This window comes from Streptomyces sp. NBC_01267 (assembly GCF_036241575.1).
In the GTDB taxonomy this organism is placed as follows: Bacteria; Actinomycetota; Actinomycetes; order Streptomycetales; family Streptomycetaceae; genus Streptomyces.
Genome location: NZ_CP108455.1, coordinates 4,290,165 through 4,314,216 on the forward strand (window position 1 = coordinate 4,290,165; position 24,052 = coordinate 4,314,216).

A 24,052-nucleotide genomic window follows, 5' to 3' on the forward strand; every position below is an offset into this window, starting at 1 on the left:
TAGTCCGCCCGGATGCGCCGCTACGGAGTCGGCGCCGCCTCGTGGGCCTCTGAGCGACGCTGCAAGGCTGAGCTGGACGCGCGTCGAGTGGGACCTGTGGCCGTATAGCGACCTTGTTCAGGGGGTTCCACCGCGCTGGTAGCCGACCCACAACCGGCCGCCGACCTGCTCCAGCACCTCGTCCACGACTGCCGCGAGGGGCTCGATCCGCCCAGCCAATACTTCACGCAGACCATCGTGCAGGCGCATGCTGAGACCCGGCGCTGGGGTCTCAAGGCGGCGGGCCGCCCCCGTTCCAGGTTCCGCTAGCGGCCAGCGCCAACTCTCCGGCTCGTCTCACTAGTTCGGTGGCGATGAACAACCGTTCGCCCTGGTCAGTGCTCCCCACGAGATCATCGAGGAGGTCGGTGATCGCGTAGCGGCGGTCGTCTATCTCTTCGGCCGACACCGTGGGTGGCCCTGCGGCGGTCAGCCTTCGGGCTTCGGCGGCGAGGTGCGTCCCGACTCCGTCCTTGTCGAAGAGGAGGATCCCGTCGGCGCACATCCAGAGCAGTGGTGACCGGCGCTTGCGTACCTCACGCTGGGTGTACGCGTGCCACGTCGCTTCGGTGTGCACGAACATCTCCACCGGCCACTCATCCCTCCGCAGGCTTGCCCGGTACGGGGCGGGGGATCCGTGAAGGAGCACCACGATGTCGAGGTCCGACATCGCCGTGCGGCGGCCAGTCACGACACTGCCTCCTAAGAACGCAGCCCGAGCGACAGGGTGATGTTCCTCAACAACGGCACGCGCTGCATCAATCGCATCCATGCAGCAACTATCAGCGCTCCGCTTGGCGTGCGCATGGAAGATTCTTCGCAGAAGATGTCCCGCAGCTACATCGTGACTGGGGCGGGACTTACTCCGAGGCTCCAGCCGCACTCGGCCAGCCCGTCTCACGGACGCGGTCGACCGGAGGCCGGCACGCGGCCTGATCGATGGCGGTCTCTCAGGGCATGGACAGGCTCAAGATCCGCCATCGAGATGAGAGCGAGCCGCTTGAACAAAGTCTGTTCGCACTTCATGGAACCGAAGCCACCGACCGTGCGGGAAACGCTCCAGGGCCTCGCTCAGCGACAGCTGCTGACTGTAGGTGAACAGGAGGGCGCCAGCATCGGATGCGGATAGCAGGCCCAAGGCAACGATTTGGCGGCCGACCTGCTGACCGTACTCCGTGCGGCCTGGATCTTGGGAGTCCATCGCCTGCAGCTCGCGTAGGGAACTGAGAATCGCAGCGATCGGTTGATCATGATCCGAGAGAGCTTCCAGCTGCTCACGCTCCCCGGCTTCTTGGAGCTCCCTCATCGATCGCGTAGCAATGAGTGTCTGTTCCAACTCGAAGATCGTGTTGACTGTGGAGCCTTGTAGGACGTAGCCCTTCGAGACGATTTCCTCGGGCCCTTCGAGCTCGATCTTGCGATAAGCGTCCGTCGCTCTCACGGAGCGAGCATAGGTATCTTCGAGCGCCAGCTCGGCCTCCGGCAGCTCTTCATCGGCGAGATGGCCTGTCACGACTTCGGCAGAAAGCCGGAACTCATCCACAGCGCCGAGATATTCGACCCACACATCGCGCCTTACGGTCCGACGCCACTGTGTGTTCTGGTCTCGGCCCTGCGCCCTGACCGCTTCTATGGCTGCGTTCGCCTGCTCTCGCATACTGCGTGCCTGCCAGCGGGCCCCGAACAGGCCAAGCGCCACACCTGTCACCGCGATCAGTGCCGCGAGTATGGCGGCTACACCCTGATCCATCTCGGCATTATGTCATGCCGAGTATCACGCCGAAGGGTGAGCCTGCTGCTCTGGCGGCACAAGCGGTAAAGCGGACGATGGAGCAGGAGCGGATCCGCAAGAAGCTCAGGTCCGCTGAGGGCCCGCCACTCGGCGTGGGCTGGACAAGGGCGTCGCACGGATCCGTCACTCTGAGCCCGGTCAGCAAGGATCTGCCAACCCGAATGGGGTCGAGTGAGAATCCGCGAGCTTGAACGTGACAGAAGAACCAGCCAGTCTCAGATTCGCGGCCGATCGGCCGCCGAGTGGCCAGCAACCGTGAAATTCGGCCCTGGAATCTGACATCCCACAAGAGGAGCCTGTCTCAGTTCGCCGGGGGCAGACAAGAAAGAGTCGCGAAGGACTGGCCAGCGGGCGCAGATGGATGTCAACGTAGACGACCTTCCGGAACCCCAGGTCAGAGAGGTATTCGCCGTGAACTTCCCATCCACGAGCCCCGGTTTCTCCACCGCCACCGATGCCCTGAAAGTGCACACCTGGCAGCTTGGCCCGGGCCAGCCCACGCTAGTGCTGGATCAGTTCTCTGCCGAGGATTTCCACATGGTTGTGGACGACCGCGCCGACGTTCACGTCAATTCGAAGGACGGCCGGTTCTACTTGGGCTGGTTTCCGCTCGGCCGTCCCGGGGGCGACGGCGAAGGCTGGAAGATCGCCGTCACCGGCACCACGAAAGTGCCTGGCTACAGCATCTCCTTCGACGCCGCGACGCCGGCCGACATCGTCGCCGCCACTGTGACGTGCGTGCTGGAAACCGCCCATCCTCGGTAGGCAGGGAAGTCGGCGTTAGCCGAACTGGCGTCTCCTGGCTCATGCGCGGGTGGCGATCCGTACCCGTCAGCCGATTGCCCGGAAGCAAGACGATGTCCCGCACCCAGCCCTTGGAGGCGCCCTGTATTCCAACCCTCGGCTCAACCCGTCCACCCCGAACCGGGGCGCTCTGCCTGCGTACTGGGTCGGCCCCCGGCACCTGGCCGGCGACGACGGATGTCTCTACGACGTCGTTGCGGACACTCTCGCCGGCTTCGGCTGGACAAGCCTGACAACCGTCCGCGGGCGACGTGAGCTCGACGAGTCGCTGGAGGACCGCCAGGTCCTGCGTAGCACCGTCCTGCACATCAGTCCCGACGCCCGTCGGTGGGCTCAGTGGACGCTGTCGGACGAGCCGTTTCACCTCGGTGGGCTGCCGATCGCGTGGCAGATCTCTGCCCGCTCGGATGCGAGCAGGTCGCTCGCGGACTGGTCTGCCTACTTCACCTCCGGCATCCCCGGCGAGGCCATCGCCGACTTTCTTCTCGCGCTCGATGTATGAGGTGATCCCACCGACGTGGCCGCCAATCCCGAGACCGTTCTCGATGCGGTGTCCGCGCATGGTTGGCTCCGCGACGCCGATCAACCGCATGCGGCGGCGATGCATCCCACCTTCACCTCACGCCTCGGCCTTGGCGAGCTGCCACCGCTCATCCAGGATGCCGATCCCTGTGCCCTGATCGTCGAGGGCGATGTGCCAGGGGTGGCGGGTTGGCAGGCGTGGGCCGAGCTGGGCTCGGGTGCTCCGTGCCTGTGGGCTGCGTCGTTCAGCTCCAGCGTGCCGCACGGCCTTGTTGCCGCGTTTGCCTCCTCGCTCAGCTCCACCGCACCGGTGCTACGCCGGGTGTTGCCGGAGAGCTCACGGGACCGGCTCCTGTGTGCCCCTGCCTGCTGATCAGTACTCCCGCGCGATGAAGCCGGGCCCCCGTTCGGGAGGCCCGGCTTCGCGCTGCACTGGCAGCTTCCGTGGCTGGTGGACAGTTACCGGGGCGGGCTGACGTCAGTACTGGATGCGGTGTCAGCTCGTGGGCGTCGCGGGGAGATGGTTCCTATGTGACCTTCCTTGACTGCGATTACCGGGTGGGTGAGGCTCTGCCGGGTCAGCTTCTTGCTCTGGCCGGTGAGTGACGCTCCCGGTGTGAGAAGGCGTAAGGGGTGAACGGGCGTATCGGTTCGTCCGCGAGGGCGAGCAGGCGATTGAACTCCGCCATTTCGGTCTCGCTCATGAGCGCGACTGCGTTTCCGAGCTTCTTCTCGGTGAGCTGCTCCATGAACGGGGCAAGGAAGCGCTGTGTGACGTCAGGGGCGTCGCATATCTCATGCACGTATTTCATGTACTGCGTGTGCTGCGCACTCAGCTCTTCGACTTCGGCGCGGGTTGCGCTGTCGGCAAGGGCCTGTTCCTCCTCGCTGAAAGGGCGACCGTCGCGGTGGGACCACGTGCCGGTGTCTTTTCGGGGGAAGTCCGAGTCGCAGAGAAGGGCGAAAATCCAGGGATTGAAGTCGGGATTGGCCATACGGGTGTCGTGCTCCTCATGGATCGCTTGGGGCCCATCAATGGTCTGGAGAATCACCGGTTTGGCTAACCGACGATCGTCGGCTATGTTGCGCCCGCTTTTCCGGGTCAGGGCCGACGGCTGGAGTGGTTCGCTGCCCTGGCCGCCGGTGGTGTGGCGGGGTTTGACGGCGAGGCGCGTCGGCTGTCTCGGGCGGTCGTCGCCGGAGGGCTTTCGGGCGCGGCAGGCAGATGGGCGCTTCGGCGCAGGCGCCAGACGAGGACGTCGCTGATGGAGTCGGCGGTGTCGAGCTCGCGACGGTGGGTGGCTTCGGCGAGCAGTGCGGCCGGGTCTTGGCCTGCCTGCCGGGCGTCGGCGAGCGTGGCGGACAGGGCCGGCCAGCCGGGCTCGGCCTCGATTCGATCCGCGAGCTCCGGCAGCACGTGGTGCAGGAGATCGGCGTGCCGCTGCCGGATCTGCGGCGTCAGACGCTGGCCACGCTGGCGGAGGGCGGCGATGGGGTGGGCTGCGGCGGCCTGGTAGGCGGCGCGCAGGTGCTCGGCGGCTTGCCGGGCCGCAGCGGCTTGCTGGCCGTGGTGCTTCCTGGCGTGCCAGTTGGCCGCAGTGATCGCGAGGAAGACGGCCATGTCGATGACCATCGCCGTGGTGGCTCCGTCTTCGCCGCGGCCGAGGGCGGGGCCGCTGTGGACGAGATCGTGGGCGGCCTGTCGCAGGGCGTGGTCATGCCCGCGTACGGCACGGATGTGGGAGCGGCTGGCCCGCTCGAACGCGAAGGCCGCCTGCCGGAGTTCAGCACGGGTGTGGACGGCAGAGGTCTTGGCGAGTGCGTCCAGGACTTCTCCCGCCGCAGCGATCTGCGCTGCTGCCATGCCGTCGTCACCGTGATCAATGATCAGCAGAGCCTGCCAGGTGGCAGCAGCAGCCCGGCGCCGAGCGAACGCGGGATGGGTCACCGGTGGCAGAGCGGGCTGCACCGGCTCACGCTCGCCCTCGGTGTCCGCCTCCGCGTGAAGGGCCCAGCGTTCGCGTATGCGAGGCAGGGACAGGTCGGGGGCGAGTGTGGAGCCGGCGTAGAAGACCGGCTCGTCGTCCTTGTTGCGGTCGTCAGGCAGCGCGACCTTGTAGCCGAGCAGGTCGCCCGACGGTGCGATGCGCTTGCGGATTAGCAGACCGTCGGCGGCCAGACGGTCGAAGAACTCATCCGTGGAGGCAGCGCCGGCCGAGGCAGTGCGTACGGTCTCGCGTAGCTTCTCCCTCGCCGTGCGCTCTTGCCCTTGCCGTTCGGCCTTGTGGCGCTCGGCGCTGGTGGGGCGCTTGGCCGCAGTGCCGTCGCCGGGGGCGACACGGTGCAGGTCGTAGTCGGCTTCGATGAGGCGGGCAGCGGCCTGTGCGCGTTGGCCGGAGCGGTGGTGGTTGGGGCGGTGGCCGTCCTCGCGTACGAGGGTGGCGATGATGTGGATGTGGTCGTCGGCGTGACGGACGGCGGCCCACCGGCACCCGGCGTCGTCTACGCCGCCGGGGTCGATGCCGGTGGCGGCCACGATGCGCCGGGCGATGTCGCCCCACTCCTCGTCGCTGAGAATGGGGTCGGTGCCTGCTGCGCGTACGGAGCAGTGCCACACGTGCTGGTCGGGTCGCTGGCCTTCGTCGAGCAGGTGCAGTGGCTGGTCGAGAAGCAGCTGGAGATCCTCTTTCGTCGCGGAGGGGTCGCGGCCGGGGTCGGGTGCCATGGAGTCGAAGGAAGCGACCAGGTGCGGGTCGACGTGCTCCTCGCGGGTGCCTTTGCCGTAGAGGTAGTTGAGCAGCCCGCGGGTGCTGCTGCCTTGCTTGTGGATGCGGGGGATCAAGCGGTCTCGTCTTTCTGCCGGTTGTTGATCCGCTCGACGGCCGCCCTGGTCGCGGTGGCCGCGTGGCGGACGGCGGCGAGGGTTTCCTCAATGCGGGCGATATCGCCGCCGGAGTTGAGGGCCTTGGTCATCTGGTTGAGGTTGCTGCCGGCCCAGCCGAGCTTGCGTCCGGTGGCGAAGAGCTCGGTGAGGATGTCCTGCTCGGCGGCGATGGTTGCGGCGGTGCGGGTCTGGTCGCGGGCGGCGGCCAAGGCGGAGTGGGCGAGGAAGCCGGCGACGCTCATGCCGACGGCGTCGGCGCCGGCCTGGATGACTGTGTGTTCGCGTTCGTTGAGTCGGACGCTCTGGGCGGGACGCTGCTTCTTGTCGCGCGGTCGCGATTTTCCCTTGGGGCTGCGCTTGCGGACGGCCGTAGTCGGATGCGATCCGCCCCCGGTCGCAGCCTTTCCGTCCGGCGCCCCCTGGCGCTGGTCGGACCCCGCCACCCCCGGGGCGGGGCCGGGTTCGGATGCTCCCCCTGCGGGGGAGTGTCCGAACCTCCAACTTGCTCCGCTTTGGGCTGGCGTGGGGTGGGTCGCGTTCTGATGCACGGGGCTGTTGGGGTACGAGTCCTGTATGGAGATCAGCTCCTGGTAGGGGATGGGGAGAGCGCACCAGGCCGTCGGACGGGCAGCAGCCCCGCCTCCCGCTGGTTCGAGTGGGAAAGCGCGGGGGAGAGCCGTGCGTGCCTGGCAGAGCGACGCGAATGAGGCGGGGCCGTGGACCAGACGGAGTGGCTGGTCCACAGGTCCCCGTGCGGGCATCCGGGGGCTGACCGGATATCCGGTCAGCCTGTCGGGATGCTGTTCTTGGCCTCGTGCTCTGCGGCTAGGAGGGCCTTGAGTTCGGTGAGCCGGTCTTCGGAGATGGTGAGCTCGGCCGCGCGAATGGCGTTCCGCAGCACGGCGCGAGTGGCTGTTCCCTGCGTAGCGACAGCCCTGCGGCCGATCGCGAGCAGTTCCTCCATTTCGGCGCCGGGGGGACGTCCGTAGCGTTGCGCGGCGGGGACGTCGACCTCGGGGGCCGACTCGGCGGTCTCGCGAGTGGGGGCCGAATCGTGCAGGGGAAGTCGGTTCTGCACGGATCGAGGAGGCAGGAGCTCGGAGCGAAGGCCGGAGGCGGGGTGTTCCGTGGCCTCCTCGCCCTGCATGGGGTAGTCGGCACTCGGCTGGCTGCGCCGGAGCGTCGTTGTCTCGCCGCGATGCGTCGTGCCCCCATCCAAGGGGGAAGCAGTCCAAGGCGATGCGAGTTCGATGGTGGCCAGCGCTGCCGCGTGACGGCGGACGGCGAGCTGCTGCAGCAGCACTTCGCGTTGCTGCTGGTCGATGCCCACTGCGGCCTGGGCGATGGCCTGTGAAAGTCGTCGTGAAGTGCGCCGACCTCGCCAGCCGGCGCGCTGCCTCTGAGTTCGCTCCGCGAGATGAGAGGCCAGGGCGACGGCCTTGCGGGTGGCCCGGTCGCGGGTGATCTGGGCGGCATCACGATCGCGTGCGGCGATACCGAGGCGGGAGAGAAGGCGCTCACGTGCTTCGCGCCCGACCCGGGCGAGCACGCTGTGGGAAGCGCCCTCGGGTGTGCGGATGCGCAGTTCGATGCCCATGGCCTGATGCCAGAGCAGGGCGGCCATGATCGGGCCGACGAAGGCTCGCACTGTGCCGCCTACCACGCCTGACTCGGCGTATGCGGGGATCACCTGCACGGCGGTGATCACCCAGGTCAGGGTTCCGGGCAGGCCGGGAGCCTGCTTGGGCCCGTGCAGATTCTGCCGCGCGAGCAGCGCCGTGGCGAAGAGGGCGAGTTCGGCGGCGGCGAACATCGCGACGCGCTCGGTGGTACCGCTCATGTCCAGGTAGTCGGCGGCGAACCGCCAGCTGTTGTCTGCGCTGTAGGCGGTACAGCCGACCGCGGCCAGTGCGGCGACCCTGACCGCAGGTGTACCGGGCTGGTGCCTGCTGCGGTTTCGGGTAGGGCGCCGGCTGATCAGGAAGCCGAGCAGCAGCATCGTGCAAGTGCCCAGGAGGGCGGTAGGGGCGAGAGACGTTGAGGTCCAGTGCCCGAATGTGGGCAGGGCGAGTTGCGTCATGCAGGGGTCTCCAGGGAGGCCGCCGCGCCGTTTGGGCAGGCGTGGGCGCGGGCGGGCGGCGTGGGGAAGGGGTGAGGTGGGTCGGCGCCGTGCGGTCAGGCGTGGGGTCGGCGTCTGCGGTCTGCGCCGGTGAGGACGACGGTCGTGGTCATCTCGGCGAGACGGGAGGCGACGCGGTCGCCGACGGCATCGCGCAGCGCGGCGGTCGGCAGATTGGTCGTGAGGAGGGTGGGGAGCAGGTCGGTGTAGCGGCGGTTGATCAGCCGGTACGTGATCTCCTCGGTCCACTCCGACTGCTTGGCCGCGCCGAGGTCGTCCAGGATCAGCAGCGGGCAGGTGCTGAGAGTGGCGAGGTCTCGCTCGGCGTCGTGGCCGGCGCGTGGGCGTAGGCGGGCGTACAGGTCGGCCGTAGTGGCGGCTTCCCACCGCAGGCGCACACCGGCGGTCAGCAGCGACCGCACCGCGCCGTACGCCTGGTGCGTCTTGCCGGTGCCGGTGGGGCCGGCGATCAGCAGGGACGGTCCGAGCGCGATGCCCCGGGTGCCGCTCGGGCCGGGCCGTGCGGCGAGGGCCACCTCGTCAACCCAGGCGACAACCTGATCGTGGCCGGCGAGGGCATCGCGGTAGCGAGGTGGGATGCGCGCCTCGGCCAGTTCCAGGGCGGTCACCCGCTCAGAGGGCGCCTCGGCGGGTACGGCGGTGGCATCGATGCCCCGGTCGGCGAGGATCGTGTCGAGACGGGCTGCCAGGGAGCTGATGCGCTGCGGTTCCCGGCTGGTGGTGGCTGTGGTCACAGCTGGCCTCCGTAGGCCGCCTCGACGTCAGCGGATGCCGGGTTGGTCCACGCACGGTGCGGGGCGGCAGGTGCCTGAGGGGCGTTCATGGCCTCGTTGACCAGGCTCGGCAGCAGGTTCGCGGACAGGCCCTTGGCCCGCATGCGGCTCATCCCGGCGCGGATGTGCTCGGCCGAGATGCCCTCGCCGAGCAGTTTGCCGGCCACCTTGCCCAGGCGACCCACTACGTCGCTGGGCGGCCGGTGTTCGCAGGAGGCGACGTACTCGCCGACCAGGTCCCTGGCCGAGATCGCGCCCGAGATGGCGGGTGGCGCGGGGGCGCTTGCGCTCCCCACCGGAGGTGATCCTAGATCCAGGATCCTAGGTCCTAGATCCGGACCCTGATTCCTCACCGCCATCTCCCGGCGTTGTGGTGAGGGCTCACTGAAACTGCCCTGACCTGCAACTTCCCGGTTCACGGACGGCTCGCTGCATTCACCGGACCCCTCAGGTCCTCCATAGTGAGGGCTCGCGTCCTGTTCACGGAGGACACCGTGAACAGGCGAGGCCGGCTCGGTGGATCGGCTTCCCTGATGGCGCGGGCAGGCCGGGCAGCGGCTGCCGCTCGGCCGGTTGATCTTCTGGTGGCGAGCCCAGGTGATGATGTGCAGGTAGCGCTTGCCGTCGTCACCCTCGTACCGGCAGACCAGACCGGCGCCGTCGAGCTGTGTGAGGTCGTCCTCGACCTCCAGAGGGCCGTGTTCGGGGCGCAGGGACCACAGGGCGCCGGCGATGACAGCGGCCTGGTCCCGGAAACGGCCGTGGTCGTCTGCCTGGGTGAGGAGGCCGAAGAAGGTCCGCTCGGCGTGGACGCTCACCGCGGCGAGCGACTCGGAGATGAAGGCTTCCGGCTTGATCGTGCGTATCCGCGCCATGCCTATCGCCCCGCCTTCGTGGGCAGAGCGGGCGACTTCGGCGACGAGGATGCGACTACGGCCGCGAGGGCTGTAGCTTGTTGGGGCATAGACGGTTCCTCACCCGGTGGCGTTGTGACCGCCACCGTCTTGATCGTTCAGGTACGGGCGATATCGGTAGGGACTCCCTGACCCCCGGCGTTGGCCCGCCGGGGGTTTTCATGTGCTCGGAGTCGCAAGGTGTTCCGGGTGCATGGCCAAGACAGCCACACCCTCCCCGTGCAAGTCCAGCATTCCGCCGAGAAAGCAAACAGCTCTCGGCGAACGCGTCGTGCGCGGCTTCCCTATAACGGTAGACCCGAATTAGCGGTTGACCTAGAAGTGGCACAAATAGGGCGACTGGTGAATCGCCGTCTGCCTGCATCGGCGATCGGTCTGACGTGACCGCGTGATGCAACAACCCACGCCAGCGCAGTTGAAGGCAGCGCGCCTTCCGGGCGAGCACAGGCATTTGGTCAGCGCCGGATTCCGGTCTATGTTGCGTCGCTCGCGGGTTCCGGGGACCAGATCTGACAAAAAAGACGTGGAACATAGCAGCAGATCGCCGGTTACCCAAACCGGCAATGCGGAGCTACAACAGACGCATGCCTGAAATCCCCCTGGGAATTGGTCCGGCCGGTGTGCTGACCGCCCAAGCCATAACCCGTTCCCGCGCAGCGCGCGGATTCGCTCAGCGCCAGCTGGCCGAACGGGTGACTGCGCTCGGCCGCCCCATGACCATCACGATGCTGTCCCGCATCGAATGCCGGCAGCGCCGCTGCGACGTCGATGACCTCGTCGCCATCGCAGCCGCTCTCGACGTCTCGCCGCTCACGCTGCTCGCCGAGACGAGTTAGCGAAGCCCTTGCAGCGCTGTCCGGGTGGGCCAACACCCGGCAGCGCCCGCTCACATCACCTCGCCCGTACCAAGAGATCAACCGGCGTGTCACGGGTCACACCACCGCGCCAGAGAAGGAACTCCCTTGCGCCAAGAGGCCATTCCCCCTGCCTTGTCGCCCTTCCGCCGCCGGACCGCGAAGGAGGCGATCCCGCGTGGCTGAGCAAACAGGCGCCGAGGTCGCACCGGCCCGCCTCTACCGCCCCGACGAGGTCGCCGCCGTGCTCGGCTGCTCTGCCTGGTGGGTCAAGGATCGCGCCCGCCGTCGCCAGATCCCCTTCGCCCGAGTGGGTCGTGCCTACCGCTTCACCGCCGCCCATCTCGCCGAGATCATCCGCCTCCACGAGGAGCGACCGGCCGTCGCTGCGCGGCCACCGTCCCCCGGCGCCCCGCCTGCGGCCCCTGCCCGACGCTCCAGCGCCCCCGAGCCGGGTGCACCCTCCGGCCGCCTGCGCGCCAGGCCGCCCCGCCGATCCGACCGAGCCGCATTCGACACCGCCGCGTAGAACACCGCACCGAAGAGGAAGGAAACGTACTTGGGTTTCGCGGAGAAGCGCGGAAGCTACTGGCGTGCCCGATACAAGACCGCTCCCGGCAAGCACCTCACGGTCGTCGACGAGCAAGGCAAGACGATCAAGTTCGCCACGAAGGGCGAGGCCCAGCGCTCAGCGAGCGAGGCCGAGAACAAGTACCGACGCGGCGACTGGCGCGACCCCGCCCTGGGGCAGGAGACGTTCGGCGAGTACGCGAGTCGCTGGTACGAGGCCCAGGACCTGGCCGCCTCGACCATGCAGAACTACAAGCGCCACATCGAGGAGCACCTCCTCCCCGACTTCGAGGACCATGCGCTCGCCGGCATCCTGCGCTCGGACGTTGACCGGTGGGAGAAGAAGGAAAGGGCCCTGTACGCGGCCTCCAGCGTGAAGACCTGGCGCTCCACGTTCCACCTGATCTTCGAGGACGCGATCGACGAAGGTCTGATCACGTCGAACCCGGCGACCAGGCGACGCGGGCGGGGCAAGCGTGCGGGCCGCTCTCGTGACAGAGGCCCGGAGAAGGTCGTCACCGATCCGCTCGGCGTCCTGCTCACCGCCGAACGGGCAGCCCTGCTGTCCGGCCGCGACGACGAGTTCGTCGCCGTGGTGCTCAAGGGATACACCGGCATGCGCTGGGGCGAAGTCGTCGGCCTGGAGACAGAGTTCGTTCGCGCCGGATCCGTCCGTGTCGAGTGGCAGCTTTACGAGCTCGACTCGGGTGAGATGGTGCGCTGCCCGCCCAAGGACGACAGCTATCGCACCCTCGACTCGATGGACTGGCTGTCCGCCCTGGTCGCCAACCACATCGCCCGAACGAAGCCGACACCTTGCCCCTGCCACGGCAGGACCTACGTCTTCCGTGGCCAAGGCGCGGCTCGTACCGGAGGGCACCAGGGCGCGAAGCTCGTCGACGTCGCACGCCGGGCTGAGGTCTCCACGGGAACGGTGTCCAACGTCCTCAACCACCCTGACCGCGTCGCCGACGCCACCCGCACACGGGTGGAGAGGGCCGTCAACGACCTCGGGTTCGTGCGTGGCGGAGTCGTGGCGGAACATGCGGCGCACTGGCGCAGGAACGGCTTCGGGACCTGGCTGTTCACCCCGGCGGTGTCAGGCTGGTACCCGAAGAAGGCCCCGCAGGAAGCGCGCCCCGTCCCCCTGCTCGGCGAGCCGTGGCCCGGCGTCCCCGTACGGGGACGCGGCGCCGGCAACCGGGCCGACGCCTGCTGGCTCCCGGTCGCGAAGGGCCTCACGCCTCACGGACTGCGCCACACCCACAGGACCGTGATGGAGGACCTCGGCACCGAGAAGGTCCTGATGGACCAGCGCATGGGCCACATTGACGGCTCTGTGTCGGCGCGTTATGCCCACGTCACGCCGGGCATGCGCAAGCGGCTGATGGCCGGGATGACAGAGCAGTGGGAGGCAGCTCTCGACTCGCGGCTGGCCATGTGTCCCACATCATCGGTGCGCGTGCTCCGCGACCTTCTGCACGTACGCAGGCAAGCACGCGGCCTGGAGTAACACCGGTAGCGAGTTACGCCTGTGCCCCACGGGGGTGCAGGCGTACGAGCGCTTCGTCGTCGCTCGAAGGGATGGGCCTACCCACCGATCCTGACCACGCCGACGGAACCTGGGGCGCTTGCTAGATTCCGCCTGGTGGTTTTGGTGAATCGGCGGGCGCTGGTGCCAGCAGACCTGGCTCAATAGACGCATGGAAATGGGTGAGCACTGGGCGTATCGCGTGAGGCCGAAGGACCTGGGCAGCGCGGTTCACCAGGTAGAGATTGTTCGTGTCGGCGGCCCCGGCAGGACGGGCGGGGTCCACGTGCGGTTCCTTGACGGTGACGCCGCCGGGCTACAGGAATGGGTCAACCCCACGTGCCTCGTGGGTCCGTGGGCGGAGGCCGAAGAGTTCCACGCGGACGACGCGGCGGAGTTGGCGTTGGCCGAGGCGTCGCGACACGTGAGGGGCAGCGCGGAGTTCGAGGCCGCGCGGCTGATCCTCGGGTTCGTCAGACCGAAGAGCAAACTGCGCCTGCGGCGAGGCGTCCAGGACGCCGGCATCCTGGACATGGGCCGACTGGATGAGACCGCACCGCTCGTCGGTATGGACCCTGCGAAACTGCGGGACGATCCTGCGGTCCACGAGAACCGCGACGGCCACTGCCTTGCAGGTTGGCCAGTCACTGAACGTCTCGCCCGCCATGTGGCCGAACGTCTCGCCGACACGATCCTGCCGGAGGTGGACCGCAAACAGCAGAGCCTTGAGCAGGAACGCGCCCAGGGTTCTTGGTACTCCTCCTACAGCCGTCGCGATGACCGCAAGCTGGACGCCGAAGCGACCGTCCTGAGGACCGTGCGGGCCTGGTGCGGCGAGGACAAGTCTGAGCGCTATGACGAACTGGTCGCCCTGCGGGCGGAGGTCATCCGGCTCGGGAAACTGGTCGAGCGGGCGGTGACGACCCTACGTGACCGCGGACACGGCTTCATCGCCTCCACCATTGAGCGCGAGCTGGGCGTCCATATCTCCAGCCTTGATCCAGACGTTCGTCGCTGAAGTCGTGCCGCCGGTCCGGCTCCGGCTTGGGTGACGCGACTTCCACCTGAGGCTTCTCCACCGACTCCACTTTCTCGGGACGCTGCGGGTGCCAGCCGTCGAGGAACGGCCGCATCTGGTCGCCCGTCGGCTGCGCATGGAAGCCGTGGCCGGTAAGTCCCCTGCCGCGCGCAGTGGGGTCGAGCCGCTCGGCCTCGGCCTTCCCCCACGCCGACCACTCCCGCAGCCTTTCGGCGTCGAGGCCGTCGCTCGACGTGGCAGCGGCCTTGTCCAGCGCTGAGCAGAAATCCCTGATCTCCCCCGCAGTCCGCCAGTGCTCCAAGGCCGTACTGAAGAGCTCGACCCGCACCGCGTCCACGGCCTTGATCGTCGCGACGCTGACAGCGGCCTCCCACTCCTGCTGCCTGCGCTGCATCTCCTCCGCTTCCTGTAGGCGGCGCTCTCTCTCCTCCCGCTCCCGCTCCTCACGCAGTCGCAGTTGCTCCGCTTCCCGCTCCTCCCGCAGCCGCCGCTGCTGAGCCTCGCGTTCCAACCGAGCCCGTTCCTCCTCTTCGGCGTGTGCCTTGAGCGCGCGGAATACCGAACCGATCTGGTCCTCCAGCGACTTCTTGGCGGTGTCGGCCCAGTCCTTCTTCCATCCGGATCCGTAGCCCGACTGCTGGCTGAGATGCAGTTCCAGCTCGCCGGACGGCTCGGACCGGTTCGCCGGAGCAACCCGCTGCCAGTCGTATGTACGCCGGCCCGGTTGCTTGGGCACGTACCTGACCTGCTTCTGCCGCTCGCGGAAGCTGACCTCGTACGTCCTGCCGTGGACCGTCAGCAGGGGGCGCGCCTGCCTGCGCTTCTTGGACACCGCGATCTCGCCATGGCGAACGAGGGCCTGCTCGGTGAGGAGACGGAGCAGTGCGATCACCCGGGGGAGGACCTCCTCGGAGATCTCAAAGGCACTGTGGTCTGCGGTGACCGCCGCGACCACGTCCTCAACGTCGGTGATCACGCGGCTACGAGCCAGGCGAATCCGATTCCACTCGGTGTCGTCCTCGCCGGTCACCCTGAGCAGGCCGAGAACGAAATCACCCCTCTCCCGCCCCGTGTGCTTGAGGTGGTACCCCTCGGGGGCGCATTGCCGCGCAGCATCGAATGCTCGCCGGTAGCGGGCCCGCTCCCCGTCGCTCGGGTTCGGGATACGGAGGAAGCGGCCGGCCTCCTGCACTTGGGTGATCAGGGCCGCGCCAATCGAGGCCGGTGAGGGACGCGAGGGCTTCGCAGCCGCAGACGAGGGCGCTGTCTGTCGGCTGGGAGGGCCAGCCTGTGGTGTCAGCTTGGGGGCCGCCGAACGCTGCCTGCGTGGAGTCCGCTCCGGCCGGTCCGGGTGGTGCCCGTGCTCCAAGTAGAAACGTCCGTCGTTGGTGATGTCCGCCTGCCACCTCCCGCCCTGCTTCGGCATGATGATCAAGCCCCGCCCCTTGAGGGCGTGAGCGGTGGCGGCAAGTTCCGGGCTGTCTGAGGTAACAGGTTCCGTCCCCTCCCCAATGCGGGTGAGCAGGACCAGCTGGCGATCATTGAGTGGCGACCAACGGTGCATGGCACGGTCGTACCGTGTGTGCTCGCGTCAGCACAACCTGTATCAAAAAATTCGCTCAGGTTCCCTACGAGGGGTTCCTGTGGGATCAATTCGCCTGAATGCGACCTGGCGCTTGTGAGCGTGGCAGGCGCGATGCGCACGACAAGGCGTTTCACGACTTTACGCCTTCCTCGCTGTGAACCGGACCAAGACTGGGTGACCCGGTTCAAACGAAGGAAGGGAACCTTATGCAGAAGCAAGCAGTGCAAGTCGCACCCGAGGGAACCCATGGGGAGGGCAGGATCCGAGCGCATGACGCCTGGGCATTGGAACTGCCGGTACTGCTGGATGCGATGAACACACAGGCAGTCGAGATCGACCTCGGGCAGCACGGCATGCAGGCTGCATTGGCCGTCCTTCCAGACCGGATCTGCGTGCTGGTGCGCCCCGGCCTCAGCGAGCAAGAACTGTCGGTTGCCATCCGGTCGCTTCTCGCTCGATACATTCACCGTCCCTTCCCTCACCTGGTCCTCTGGCCGCAGCGAGAAGGCCAAGGTGTAGTGGTGAAGGAGCCGAGCGACGTGTTGGCGGACTTGGTGCTGGGAGACCCGCCGGACGCGACGGCCGATGTCCTCCATCTCTACAAGGATGGAAACTGGGCGCCGAAGGACGGGTGGCGGAGCGACGAAGAGGTCCTCACGGAGCTCCTGAAGCTTGCTGCCGTCGACATGAAGGGCGTAGTGGAGGACATCCCTGAGGAGATGTACCCGCTACCCGACGGGCTGGGTGCCGTCGTCTCCGCCGGCTACGACAGTGAAGGGCTGGCACACCCGCTGGTGTTCCTTCGAGGTGACCTGGCCGTCGGCCTGCGCGTCGATCTCCTCGGCTTCTGCCTCGCGCTGGCCGCCGGTACCGAGCACGAGGGCCGGGAGCCGGACGAGAACGGTTTGTTCTATGTCGGCACGGATGCGGGACCGGTGTGTGGCCCGGGGACAGCGCTCCTCGGCGCTCTCATGGTCCAGCGCTTGGGGCGGCGTCCGGGAGACTGCGCTTTCAGACTCCTCGACCCGCCGGAGGATTCCGCCCCCGGGGTGGAGTCCGCTGCTTGACCGCGGGGAGGCTCCGCCGGGCGTCCGTCCCGTAAGTGTCGCGTCGAGGTTCTGCTCGGCAGGCTCAATCGCGGCTCCCTGGGAGCCGGATCCTGAGATCGGCTCCCAAACGGCTCCCAAGACGCCCCCGGAAACCACTCAGGGGCCTGATCCACTAAGTGGATCAGGCCCCTGACCTGGTGTTTCAGCTGTCGGGGTGGCGGGATTTGAACCCACGACCTCTTCGTCCCGAACGAAGCGCGCTGCCAAGCTGCGCTACACCCCGATTGTCGCTCGCTGTGGCGGCGACATCGATTACTTTAGCGGACCCGAGCCCTGAGACGAAATCCGGTTTCCCCCGGGTCCCCCCACGTCAGTGCCGGGGCGCGAGTGTCAGCAGGGTCGCCTCCGGTGCGCAGGCGAAGCGCACCGGTGTGTAGCGGTTCGTTCCGCAGCCCGCTGATACGTGGAGATACGAGCGGTTGCCGCCGGCCTCGTGGGCGGAGAGGCCCTTGACCCGGTCCGTGTCGAGGTCGCAGTTGGTGACCAGCGCGCCGTAGAACGGGATGCACAGCTGCCCGCCGTGGGTGTGGCCCGCCAGGACCAGGGGGTAGCCGTCGGCCGTGAAGGCGTCCAGTGCGCGGAGGTACGGGGCGTGCACCACGGCCAGGGAGAGGTCGGCGCCCTCCTCGGGGCCGCCTGCCACCTGGGCGTACCGGTCGCGCTTGATGTGCGGGTCGTCCAGGCCGGTGAAGGCGATGTCCAGGCCGTCCAGCTTGAGGCGGCCACGGGTGTTGGTGAGGTTCACCCAGCCCGCCGCGTCGAAACCGTCGCGGAGGTCCTCCCACGGGTTGTGCACGACGCCGGTCGCCGGGGCCTTGCCGTTCAGCCCGTGCTTGCCCTGCGCCTTCTCGAAGAGGTAGCGCGCCGGGTTGCGGAACTTGGGCCCGTAGTAGTCGTTCGAGCCGAACACGTACACGCCGGGGAATTCGAGCAGCGGCCCCAGCGCGTCCAGCACCTCGGGAACGCCCTCCGGGTCGGAGAGGTTGTCCCCGGTATTGACCACGAAGTCGGGACGCAGGCCCGCGAGGGACTGGAGCCAGCGCTGTTTCTTCCGCTGGCCGCTCACCATGTGGATGTCCGAGACCTGGAGTACGCGCAGGGGCCGGGCACCCGGTGGCAGGACGGGCACGGTGACCCGTCGGAGGCGGAACGAGCGCGCCTCGAAACCGGCGGCATAGGCGATGCCGGCCACGCCAACGGCCGTGATTCCTGCGGTGACTTTGAGCGGGGTCCCATAGCGTGCGCGCATACCTCCATCGTCGCAGACAGTGGGCCGCCACAAAATCTGCGGGCGGCCCCGGGGACGTACCTGCGACACTGGGCCGCATGACCACGCTCAAGTCCAAGCTGCATGCAGAACTCACCGAAGCCATCAGGGCGCGTGACGAGCTGCGCTCCTCGACGCTCCGGCTGACCCTCTCCGCGATCACCAACGAAGAGGTCTCGGGCAAGTCGGCGCGTGAGCTCTCCGACGACGAGGTGCTGAAGGTGATCGCCAAGGAGGCCAAGAAGCGTCGTGAGGCGGCCGAGGCCTTCGAGCAGGGTGGCCGTACCGAGAGCGCCGCGCGGGAGAAGGCGGAGGGCGAGCTGCTCGCCACGTATCTGCCGAAGCAGCTCAGCGACGAGGAGCTGGGCGCGATCGTCGCGCAGGCCGTCGAGGACGCGAAGGCGGCGGGCGCGGAAGGGCCGCGGGCCATGGGGGCCGTCATGAAGATCGTGAACCCGAAGGTGACGGGTCTGGCCGAGGGCGGCCGGGTGGCGGCCGAGGTGAAGAAGCGCCTCACGAGCTGAGCCGACGGCGAGGGCTCGGAGCCCGTGTGCCGGATGACACCGCGGTCCGGCCGACGCCGACGCCGCTGTCCAGCGGGGAGGCCTGGCCGCGCGCCCCCGCATCAGCAGGTGCGTAAGCATGCAGAGGTACACAGAGGTACACAGGAACGCAGGTGCGCGCAGGCGCTCGCACACGCAGAGGGGCGCCCGGTCCAGAAGACCGGGCGCCCCTCTCACGTACCACCACCGGCTCGGTTACCTCCCGTGGCCGTGGTTTCCGCCGATGAAGCCCGGCGGGAACGAGATGCCGGTGCCCGGCGGGGTGCCGCCGTTGCCCGTGTTGCCGCCGTCGCTGTTGTCGCCACCGGTTCCGCCGTTGTCGTTGCCGTTCCCGTTCCCGTTGCCGCTCGGGTCGCCGCTGTGGTCACCGGCGTCCTTGCTCTTGCCGCGCGGCACATCGACGGGGTTGAAGGCGGGTGTGTCCGAGGACAGCGCGCCGGTCATCGCCGTCCGCCAGATGGGACCGGGGAGACAGCCACCGCAGACCTTGTCGTAGTACTGGCCGCCGATGGTGATGTTGGACATCGGGATCTGCTGGGAGCCGTCGCTGCCGACCCAGACGGCCGTGGACAGGTTCGGCGTGTAGCCGACGAACCACGCGTTCTTGCGCTCGTCGGTGGTACCCGTCTTGCCCGCGTTGTCACGGTCGCTGAGGCCGGCCTTGGTGCCGGTGCCGTCCTCGACCACGCCCTTGAGCATCTGGTTGACCGTGTCCGCGGTGTGCTGGCTCATCGCCTGGCTGCACTTCGACTTCGGTACCGGGATCTGCTTGCCGCCGGGTGCCGTCGCCGACTCGATGGCGATCGGGGAGCAGTACGTCCCCCGGTTGGCGAAGGTGGCGTACACCGAGGCCATCGCCAGCGGCGTCGACTCCTGGCCACCGAGGGTGGTCGAGGCGACGGCCTGGAGCGGCTTGTTGTTGCCGCGGATGTAGCCGACCTTGTCCGCCATGGTGAGCGTCTCGCAGAGGCCGGTCTTCTGCTCCAGCTTTGCGAAGTACGTGTTGATGGACTTGCCGAGGGCACTCGTCATGTCGAAGGTGCCCTTCTCCGTCGGCAGCTCGTTCCCGACGGACCAGGGGCGGTCGTCGACGGGCTGGTTGCTGCAGCTTCGGAAACTCTCACCGGGCAGCGAGATCTTCGAGTCCGTGGTGAACGACTGCGCGGGGCTGATGCCCTTCTCCAGCGCCGCCGCCGCGGTGATGGGCTTGAACGTCGAGCCGACCTGGAAGCCGGCGTACGTGCCGCCCATCTTGTTGTCGACGGCGAGGTTCAGCACCGTCTCGTGCTTCGACTGGTCCAGGCCGTACGGGCGGGACTGGGCCATCGCCAGGATCCGGCCGGTGCCCGGCTGGACCTGCACCACCGCGTCCGCGATCTTGTCGGTCTTGTTGACCCGGGAGGTCGCCGCCTGGTTGGAGGCGGCTTGCGCCTTGGGGTCGAGCGTGGTCTTTATGGTCAGCCCGCCGACTCCCCAGAGCTTCTGCCGGTCGGCTTCGGTCCTGCCGAAGGCGGGGTCGGTGAGGAACACCTTGCGTACGTAGTCGCAGAAGAAGCCCGCACCCTCGACGGCGGTGATGCAGCCGCTCCGGGGCTGGGTGACCTTCAGCTTGATGGGGGTGCCCATCGCCTTGTCGGCCGCGTCCTGCGAGATGTCATGGACATCGGCCATGCGCTGCAGCACGGTGTTGCGCCGCTTGGTGGCCTCCTCCATGTCGTTGATCGGGTCGTAGCGGGTCGGTGACTGGACGAGACCGGCGAGCAGTGCGGACTCGCCGACCGTCAGGTCCTTCGCGGACTTGGAGAAGTAGCGGTGCGACGCGGCCTCGATGCCGTAGGCCTGCTCGCCGAAGAAGGTGATGTTGAGGTAGTTCTCAAGGATCTTCTTCTTGCCGAGCGACTCCTCGACCTGGATCGCGTACTTCAGCTCGCGGACCTTGCGCCCGAGGCTCTTCTGCTGGGCCTGGGCGACCTTGGTCGGGTCGTCGCCCGCCTCCTCGACGAAGACGTTCTTGACGTACTGCTGGGTCAGCGTCGACGCGCCCTGGGCGGCGCCGCCCTCCTGGGCGTTGCGGTTGACCGCGCGCAGCACGCCCTTGAGGTCGACCGCGCCGTGCTCGTAGAACCGGGCGTCCTCGATCGCGACGAGCGCCTTCTGCATGTACGGCGAGATGTCCTTGAGCTTCACCACCGTGCGGTCGCGCTCGTAGACCGTCGCGATCGGGTCGTTGTTGGCGTCGAGAATCGTGGTGCGCTGGCTGAGCGGCGGAGTCTTGAGGCTGGCCGGGATCTCGTCGAATCCCTGGACGGTGCCCTTGGCCGCGAGCCCCAGCGCTCCCGCTGCCGGCAGCGCGATGCCCGCCAGTACAGCTCCGGAGAGCGCTGCGACACCGAGAAATTTGGCGGCCTGCTGGGTCGTCGTGAGACCCCCGCCGGAGCGCTTCTTTGGCATGGGGGCAGCCTACGTGGTCGAGAAGAATCAGCGTTGAGGAGAAGCCCTCATTCGCCGGACACGCGGATATGCCTTGGCCTAAGCTGCACCCAACTGTCACAGCAGCGCTGTTCGGTATCAAGACCCCCGACACGGATTCACCCTCCCCGAATGGGGTGAATGCATGTCCGAATACGCCCCATGCATCACCTCGCGTCCGATGTTGCGCGGGTGAACCGTCCCGGTTTCCCGGGCTTGTTGCTTATGTCCTCGGGTCACTCCGTTGGGTGATCTGCCGCGTACGCATAGTCCGTTCGGGCCATCCAAGATTGGGCCCGACGGGGGTGTTGCGCTGTGCCCACCTTCCGTAACGTCCTCAACTGGCAGCGGTGAATATGCCGCTGCCGCCGTGGGGGAGCCTCGAATTCGGGAGAGGACGGCGCCGGGATGGGCTGGGTAACTGACTGGAGTGCGCAGGCAGCCTGCCGCACTACGGATCCGGACGAACTGTTCGTACAAGGGGCAGCGCAGAACAGGGCCAAGGCGGTGTGCACCGGATGTCCGGTGCGTACGGAGTGCCTGGCCGACGCGCTCGACAACCGCGTCGAATTCGGCGTGTGGGGTGGCATGACCGAGCGGGAGCGGCGCGCACTGTTGCGCCGGCGCCCCACCGTCACCTCGTGGCGTCGGCTGCTGGAGACCGCGCGCACCGAGTACGAGCGGAGCTCGGGCATCCTGCCCGCGATCGTCGCGGACGACGAAGCGTTCGAGGAGACGTACGCCGCCGTGGGGTAGGCCGCTCGCCGCGACAGGCGTGGAGCGCCCGGGGCGCAAGGAGTGGACTCAGGCCGGGGAACGACCGGTCGCGAGGCGATCACCGATGGTCCGAAGCCCCGCGAGGTCGTGCACATCGCCGGGCAGGGCAGCCACTTCCACCACCGGTACTTCGGGGTGGAGCGCGGTGAAACGATCGCGCGTCCGCTGTTCGCGCGCGAGCACCTGCATCCGCTCGGCGTGCAGGCGCAGCAGCCCCGCGGTCAGCGCGTCGACGCCGGGCTCCGGTGGGGCGGGCTCCGATGTCCCGGCAGTGGCCGCGGATGAGGTGTCGGGGGAGGCCCCGACGGGTTTCGGCAGAGCTTTCGACTCGGGTTCCGGCAGAGGTGTGGACAGCGATTTCGTCAGAGGCTTCGCAAGGGGTGTCTCGGCGGGCTCGGGAGAGGTGACCGTGGAGTCACGAACTCCTTCATTCCCGGCCTCCTGATCCACAATGCGACTGTCGTCAAGATTTTCCGCAGCGGCCAGCGCCCGCTCGGCCGAGAGCCGGGCGGCGCCGCTGCCGTGCACCCTGTTGAGTACGAGACCGGCCAGCGGCATGCCCTCGGAGGCCAGCCGCTCCACGAAGTACGCGGCCTCGCGCAGCGCGTCCCGTTCCGGGGCCGCGACCACCAGGAACGCGGTGCCGGGCGCCTGGAGCAGCCGGTACGTCGCGTCGGCGCGGGTGCGGAAACCGCCGAACATGGTGTCCATCGCGGTCACGAAGGTCTGTACGTCGCGCAGGAACTGACCGCCGAGCAGTTTGCCGAGCGTCCCGGTCATCATCGACATGCCGACGTTGAGGAACTTCATCCCGGCCCGGCCACCGACCTTCGCCGGAGCCATCAGCAGCCGGATGAACTTGCCGTCCAGGAACGACCCGAGGCGCTTCGGCGCGTCCAGGAAGTCCAGCGCGGAGCGCGACGGCGGGGTGTCCACGATGATCAGGTCCCACTCGTCGCGGGCCCGCAGCTGGCCGAGCTTCTCCATCGCCATGTACTCCTGCGTGCCGGCGAAGCCCGCGGAGAGCGACTGGTAGAAGGGGTTGTTCAGGATCGCGCGGGCCCGTTCACCGTCCGCGTGCGCCTCGACGATCTCGTCGAAGGTCCGCTTCATGTCCAGCATCATGGCGTGCAGCGCGCCGTCGCCGGTGGCCTTCACGCCCTCCACCCGGCGCGGGATGTTGTCCAGCGAGTCGATGCCCATGGACTGGGCGAGCCTGCGCGCCGGGTCGATGGTGAGGACGACCGCCCTCCGGCCGCGCTCGGCGGCCCGTACGCCCAGGGCGGCGGCGGTCGTGGTCTTGCCGACGCCGCCGGAGCCGCAGCACACGATGATGCGGGTGGCCGGGTCGTCGAGCAGGGGGTCGATGTCGAGCGGGGGCACGGGGTCCAGGGTCATGACGTCGTGTGCCTCCGCAGTTCCGTCGCCAGTTGGTACAGCCCGGCCAGGTCCATTCCCTCGCCCAGCAGCGGGAGTTCATAGGTGGGGAGCTCCAACGCGGCCAGTACGGCGCGCTGTTCGCGCTCCAGCTCGACCCGCTCCGCGTGGTCGACGGCCTCGGCGAGCAGAGGCGTGACCAGTTTCGCCGAGCCGCTGATGCCCGCCCGGGTGAGCGCCTTGGCGACCTCCTTGCGGCGGTCGCCCGACACGGTCCGTACGGCCTGCTCGTCCAGCAGCGCGGGGCGGACCATGTTCACGATGACGTTCCCCACGGGCAGGTCGGCGGCGCGCAGTTCGGCGATGCCGTCGGCGGTCTCCTGCACCGGCATCTCCTCCAGCAGCGTCACCAGGTGCACCGCCGTCTCGGGAGACTTCAGGACCCGCATCACGGCCTGGGCCTGGTTGTGTATGGGCCCTATCTTCGCCAGCCCGGCGACCTCGTCGTTGACGTTGAGGAACCGGGTGATGCGGCCGGTGGGCGGTGCGTCCATGACGATGTGGTCGTACGCGAAACGGCCTTGCCTGTCCTTGCGGCGCACGGCTTCGCAGGCCTTGCCGGTGAGGAGCACGTCCCGTACGCCCGGGGCGATGGTCGTGGCGAAGTCGATCGCGCCGAGCTTCTTCAGGGCCCGGCCCGCGCTGCCCAGTTTGTAGAACATCTGGAGGTAGTCGAGCAGGGCGCGTTCGGCATCTATCGCCAGGGCGTACACCTCCCCGCCGCCCGGGGCCACCGCGATCTTCCGCTCCTCGTACGGGAATGCCTCCGTCTCGAAGAGCTGGGCGATGCCCTGTCTGCCCTCGACCTCCACGAGGAGCGTGCGCTTGCCCTCCGTCGCGAGGGCGAGCGCGAGTGCGGCGGCGACCGTGGTCTTTCCGGTCCCGCCCTTGCCGCTCACGACCTGAAGCCTGCTCACGTATTCGAGCCTAACCAGTCGGGTGCGGTACTACGCCGGAGGCTGTCGGTGACAGCGACTACAGTC

General features: G+C 68.1%; 20 protein-coding genes, 1 tRNA gene and 2 pseudogenes. 9 read left to right on the forward strand and 14 right to left on the reverse strand.

What is annotated here, in order from left to right; all coding sequences use genetic code 11:
* Positions 1–117: 117 nt before the first annotated feature.
* Together OG709_RS19730 and OG709_RS19735 are read right to left on the reverse strand one after the other, a co-directional pair.
* Positions 118–811 (reverse strand): annotated as a pseudogene (locus OG709_RS19730) (nucleotidyltransferase domain-containing protein).
* A gap of 195 nt (positions 812–1,006) precedes the next feature.
* On the reverse strand, positions 1,007–1,789 hold the full coding sequence (locus OG709_RS19735) for a hypothetical protein (protein WP_329167209.1): 783 nt from the start codon (positions 1,787–1,789) through the stop codon (positions 1,007–1,009).
* A 399-nt stretch (positions 1,790–2,188) separates the two neighbouring features.
* On the opposite strand from OG709_RS19735, the gene OG709_RS19740 reads away from it, so the two are divergent.
* Both OG709_RS19740 and OG709_RS19745 read left to right on the forward strand, forming a co-directional pair.
* Positions 2,189–2,596, forward strand: a complete 408-nt coding sequence (locus OG709_RS19740) for a DUF317 domain-containing protein (protein ID WP_329167211.1) — start codon at positions 2,189–2,191, stop codon at positions 2,594–2,596.
* 121 nt (positions 2,597–2,717) lie between these two features.
* Positions 2,718–3,530, forward strand: a pseudogene (locus OG709_RS19745) (DUF317 domain-containing protein).
* Positions 3,531–3,735: 205 nt separating this feature from the next.
* On the opposite strand, the gene OG709_RS19750 reads toward OG709_RS19745, so the two are convergent.
* From OG709_RS19750 to OG709_RS19775, 6 genes are all read right to left on the reverse strand, one after another.
* A complete protein-coding gene (locus OG709_RS19750; protein ID WP_329167213.1) occupies positions 3,736–4,152 on the reverse strand; it encodes a hypothetical protein in 417 nt (138 codons plus the stop codon).
* A 107-nt stretch (positions 4,153–4,259) separates the two neighbouring features.
* Positions 4,260–5,999 (reverse strand): relaxase/mobilization nuclease domain-containing protein, encoded by a 1,740-nt coding sequence (locus OG709_RS19755; protein WP_266922510.1) that lies wholly within the window; start codon positions 5,997–5,999, stop codon positions 4,260–4,262.
* On the reverse strand, positions 5,996–6,283 hold the full coding sequence (locus tag OG709_RS19760) for a plasmid mobilization relaxosome protein MobC (RefSeq protein ID WP_266922511.1): 288 nt from the start codon (positions 6,281–6,283) through the stop codon (positions 5,996–5,998). Before OG709_RS19760 ends, OG709_RS19755 begins: the two co-directional genes overlap by 4 nt.
* A gap of 542 nt (positions 6,284–6,825) precedes the next feature.
* Positions 6,826–8,040 carry a hypothetical protein gene (locus OG709_RS19765; protein ID WP_329167216.1) on the reverse strand — a complete coding sequence of 405 codons (1,215 nt, stop codon included), beginning with the start codon at positions 8,038–8,040 and terminating at the stop codon, positions 6,826–6,828.
* 176 nt (positions 8,041–8,216) lie between these two features.
* Positions 8,217–8,915: an ATP-binding protein gene (locus OG709_RS19770; RefSeq protein ID WP_266922513.1), complete on the reverse strand. Its 699-nt coding sequence runs from the start codon at positions 8,913–8,915 to the stop codon at positions 8,217–8,219.
* The gene (locus OG709_RS19775; RefSeq protein WP_329167219.1) at positions 8,912–9,829 is read right to left on the reverse strand and encodes a hypothetical protein; all 918 of its coding nucleotides are present in this window, start codon (positions 9,827–9,829) and stop codon (positions 8,912–8,914) included. Before OG709_RS19775 ends, OG709_RS19770 begins: the two co-directional genes overlap by 4 nt.
* A gap of 623 nt (positions 9,830–10,452) precedes the next feature.
* On the opposite strand from OG709_RS19775, the gene OG709_RS19780 reads away from it, so the two are divergent.
* From OG709_RS19780 to OG709_RS19795, 4 genes are all read left to right on the forward strand, one after another.
* Entirely contained in the window at positions 10,453–10,704 is a 252-nt protein-coding gene (locus OG709_RS19780; protein ID WP_032791520.1) for a helix-turn-helix domain-containing protein, read from the forward strand.
* A gap of 196 nt (positions 10,705–10,900) precedes the next feature.
* Positions 10,901–11,251: a helix-turn-helix domain-containing protein gene (locus OG709_RS19785; RefSeq protein ID WP_266922515.1), complete on the forward strand. Its 351-nt coding sequence runs from the start codon at positions 10,901–10,903 to the stop codon at positions 11,249–11,251.
* A gap of 30 nt (positions 11,252–11,281) precedes the next feature.
* Positions 11,282–12,805, forward strand: coding sequence for a LacI family DNA-binding transcriptional regulator (locus OG709_RS19790; RefSeq protein WP_266922516.1), 1,524 nt, complete (start codon positions 11,282–11,284; stop codon positions 12,803–12,805).
* 190 nt (positions 12,806–12,995) lie between these two features.
* Positions 12,996–13,841: a PE-PGRS family protein gene (locus OG709_RS19795; protein ID WP_266922517.1), complete on the forward strand. Its 846-nt coding sequence runs from the start codon at positions 12,996–12,998 to the stop codon at positions 13,839–13,841.
* Here OG709_RS19795 and OG709_RS19800 read toward each other — a convergent pair.
* Complete coding sequence (locus OG709_RS19800; RefSeq protein ID WP_329167223.1) at positions 13,771–14,838, reverse strand: hypothetical protein; 1,068 nt, start codon at positions 14,836–14,838, stop codon at positions 13,771–13,773. The genes OG709_RS19795 and OG709_RS19800 overlap by 71 nt on opposite strands.
* Before the next feature lie 815 nt (positions 14,839–15,653).
* Between OG709_RS19800 and OG709_RS19805 the strand changes: the two genes are divergently transcribed.
* Positions 15,654–16,514 (forward strand): hypothetical protein, encoded by an 861-nt coding sequence (locus OG709_RS19805; RefSeq protein WP_015609461.1) that lies wholly within the window; start codon positions 15,654–15,656, stop codon positions 16,512–16,514.
* A gap of 191 nt (positions 16,515–16,705) precedes the next feature.
* Here the strand turns inward: OG709_RS19805 and OG709_RS19810 are convergent.
* Both OG709_RS19810 and OG709_RS19815 read right to left on the reverse strand, forming a co-directional pair.
* Positions 16,706–16,779 (reverse strand) — tRNA-Pro (locus OG709_RS19810).
* An 87-nt stretch (positions 16,780–16,866) separates the two neighbouring features.
* On the reverse strand, positions 16,867–17,805 hold the full coding sequence (locus tag OG709_RS19815; RefSeq protein ID WP_250305544.1) for a metallophosphoesterase: 939 nt from the start codon (positions 17,803–17,805) through the stop codon (positions 16,867–16,869).
* 77 nt (positions 17,806–17,882) lie between these two features.
* Here OG709_RS19815 and OG709_RS19820 point away from each other — a divergent pair, with 77 nt between their 5' ends.
* Complete coding sequence (locus OG709_RS19820; RefSeq protein WP_266641594.1) at positions 17,883–18,347, forward strand: GatB/YqeY domain-containing protein; 465 nt, start codon at positions 17,883–17,885, stop codon at positions 18,345–18,347.
* A 234-nt stretch (positions 18,348–18,581) separates the two neighbouring features.
* Here OG709_RS19820 and OG709_RS19825 read toward each other — a convergent pair whose 3' ends face one another.
* Positions 18,582–20,837, reverse strand: coding sequence for a transglycosylase domain-containing protein (locus tag OG709_RS19825; RefSeq protein ID WP_266641593.1), 2,256 nt, complete (start codon positions 20,835–20,837; stop codon positions 18,582–18,584).
* A gap of 426 nt (positions 20,838–21,263) precedes the next feature.
* Between OG709_RS19825 and OG709_RS19830 the strand changes: the two genes are divergently transcribed.
* Positions 21,264–21,611 (forward strand): WhiB family transcriptional regulator, encoded by a 348-nt coding sequence (locus OG709_RS19830; protein ID WP_250305541.1) that lies wholly within the window; start codon positions 21,264–21,266, stop codon positions 21,609–21,611.
* Positions 21,612–21,659: 48 nt separating this feature from the next.
* Here OG709_RS19830 and OG709_RS19835 read toward each other — a convergent pair whose 3' ends face one another.
* Together OG709_RS19835 and OG709_RS19840 are read right to left on the reverse strand one after the other, a co-directional pair.
* Positions 21,660–23,030 carry an ArsA family ATPase gene (locus tag OG709_RS19835; RefSeq protein ID WP_250305540.1) on the reverse strand — a complete coding sequence of 457 codons (1,371 nt, stop codon included), beginning with the start codon at positions 23,028–23,030 and terminating at the stop codon, positions 21,660–21,662.
* A complete protein-coding gene (locus OG709_RS19840; protein ID WP_250305539.1) occupies positions 23,027–23,986 on the reverse strand; it encodes an ArsA family ATPase in 960 nt (319 codons plus the stop codon). The genes OG709_RS19835 and OG709_RS19840 overlap by 4 nt, the downstream gene beginning before the upstream one ends.
* Positions 23,987–24,052 lie beyond the last annotated feature (66 nt).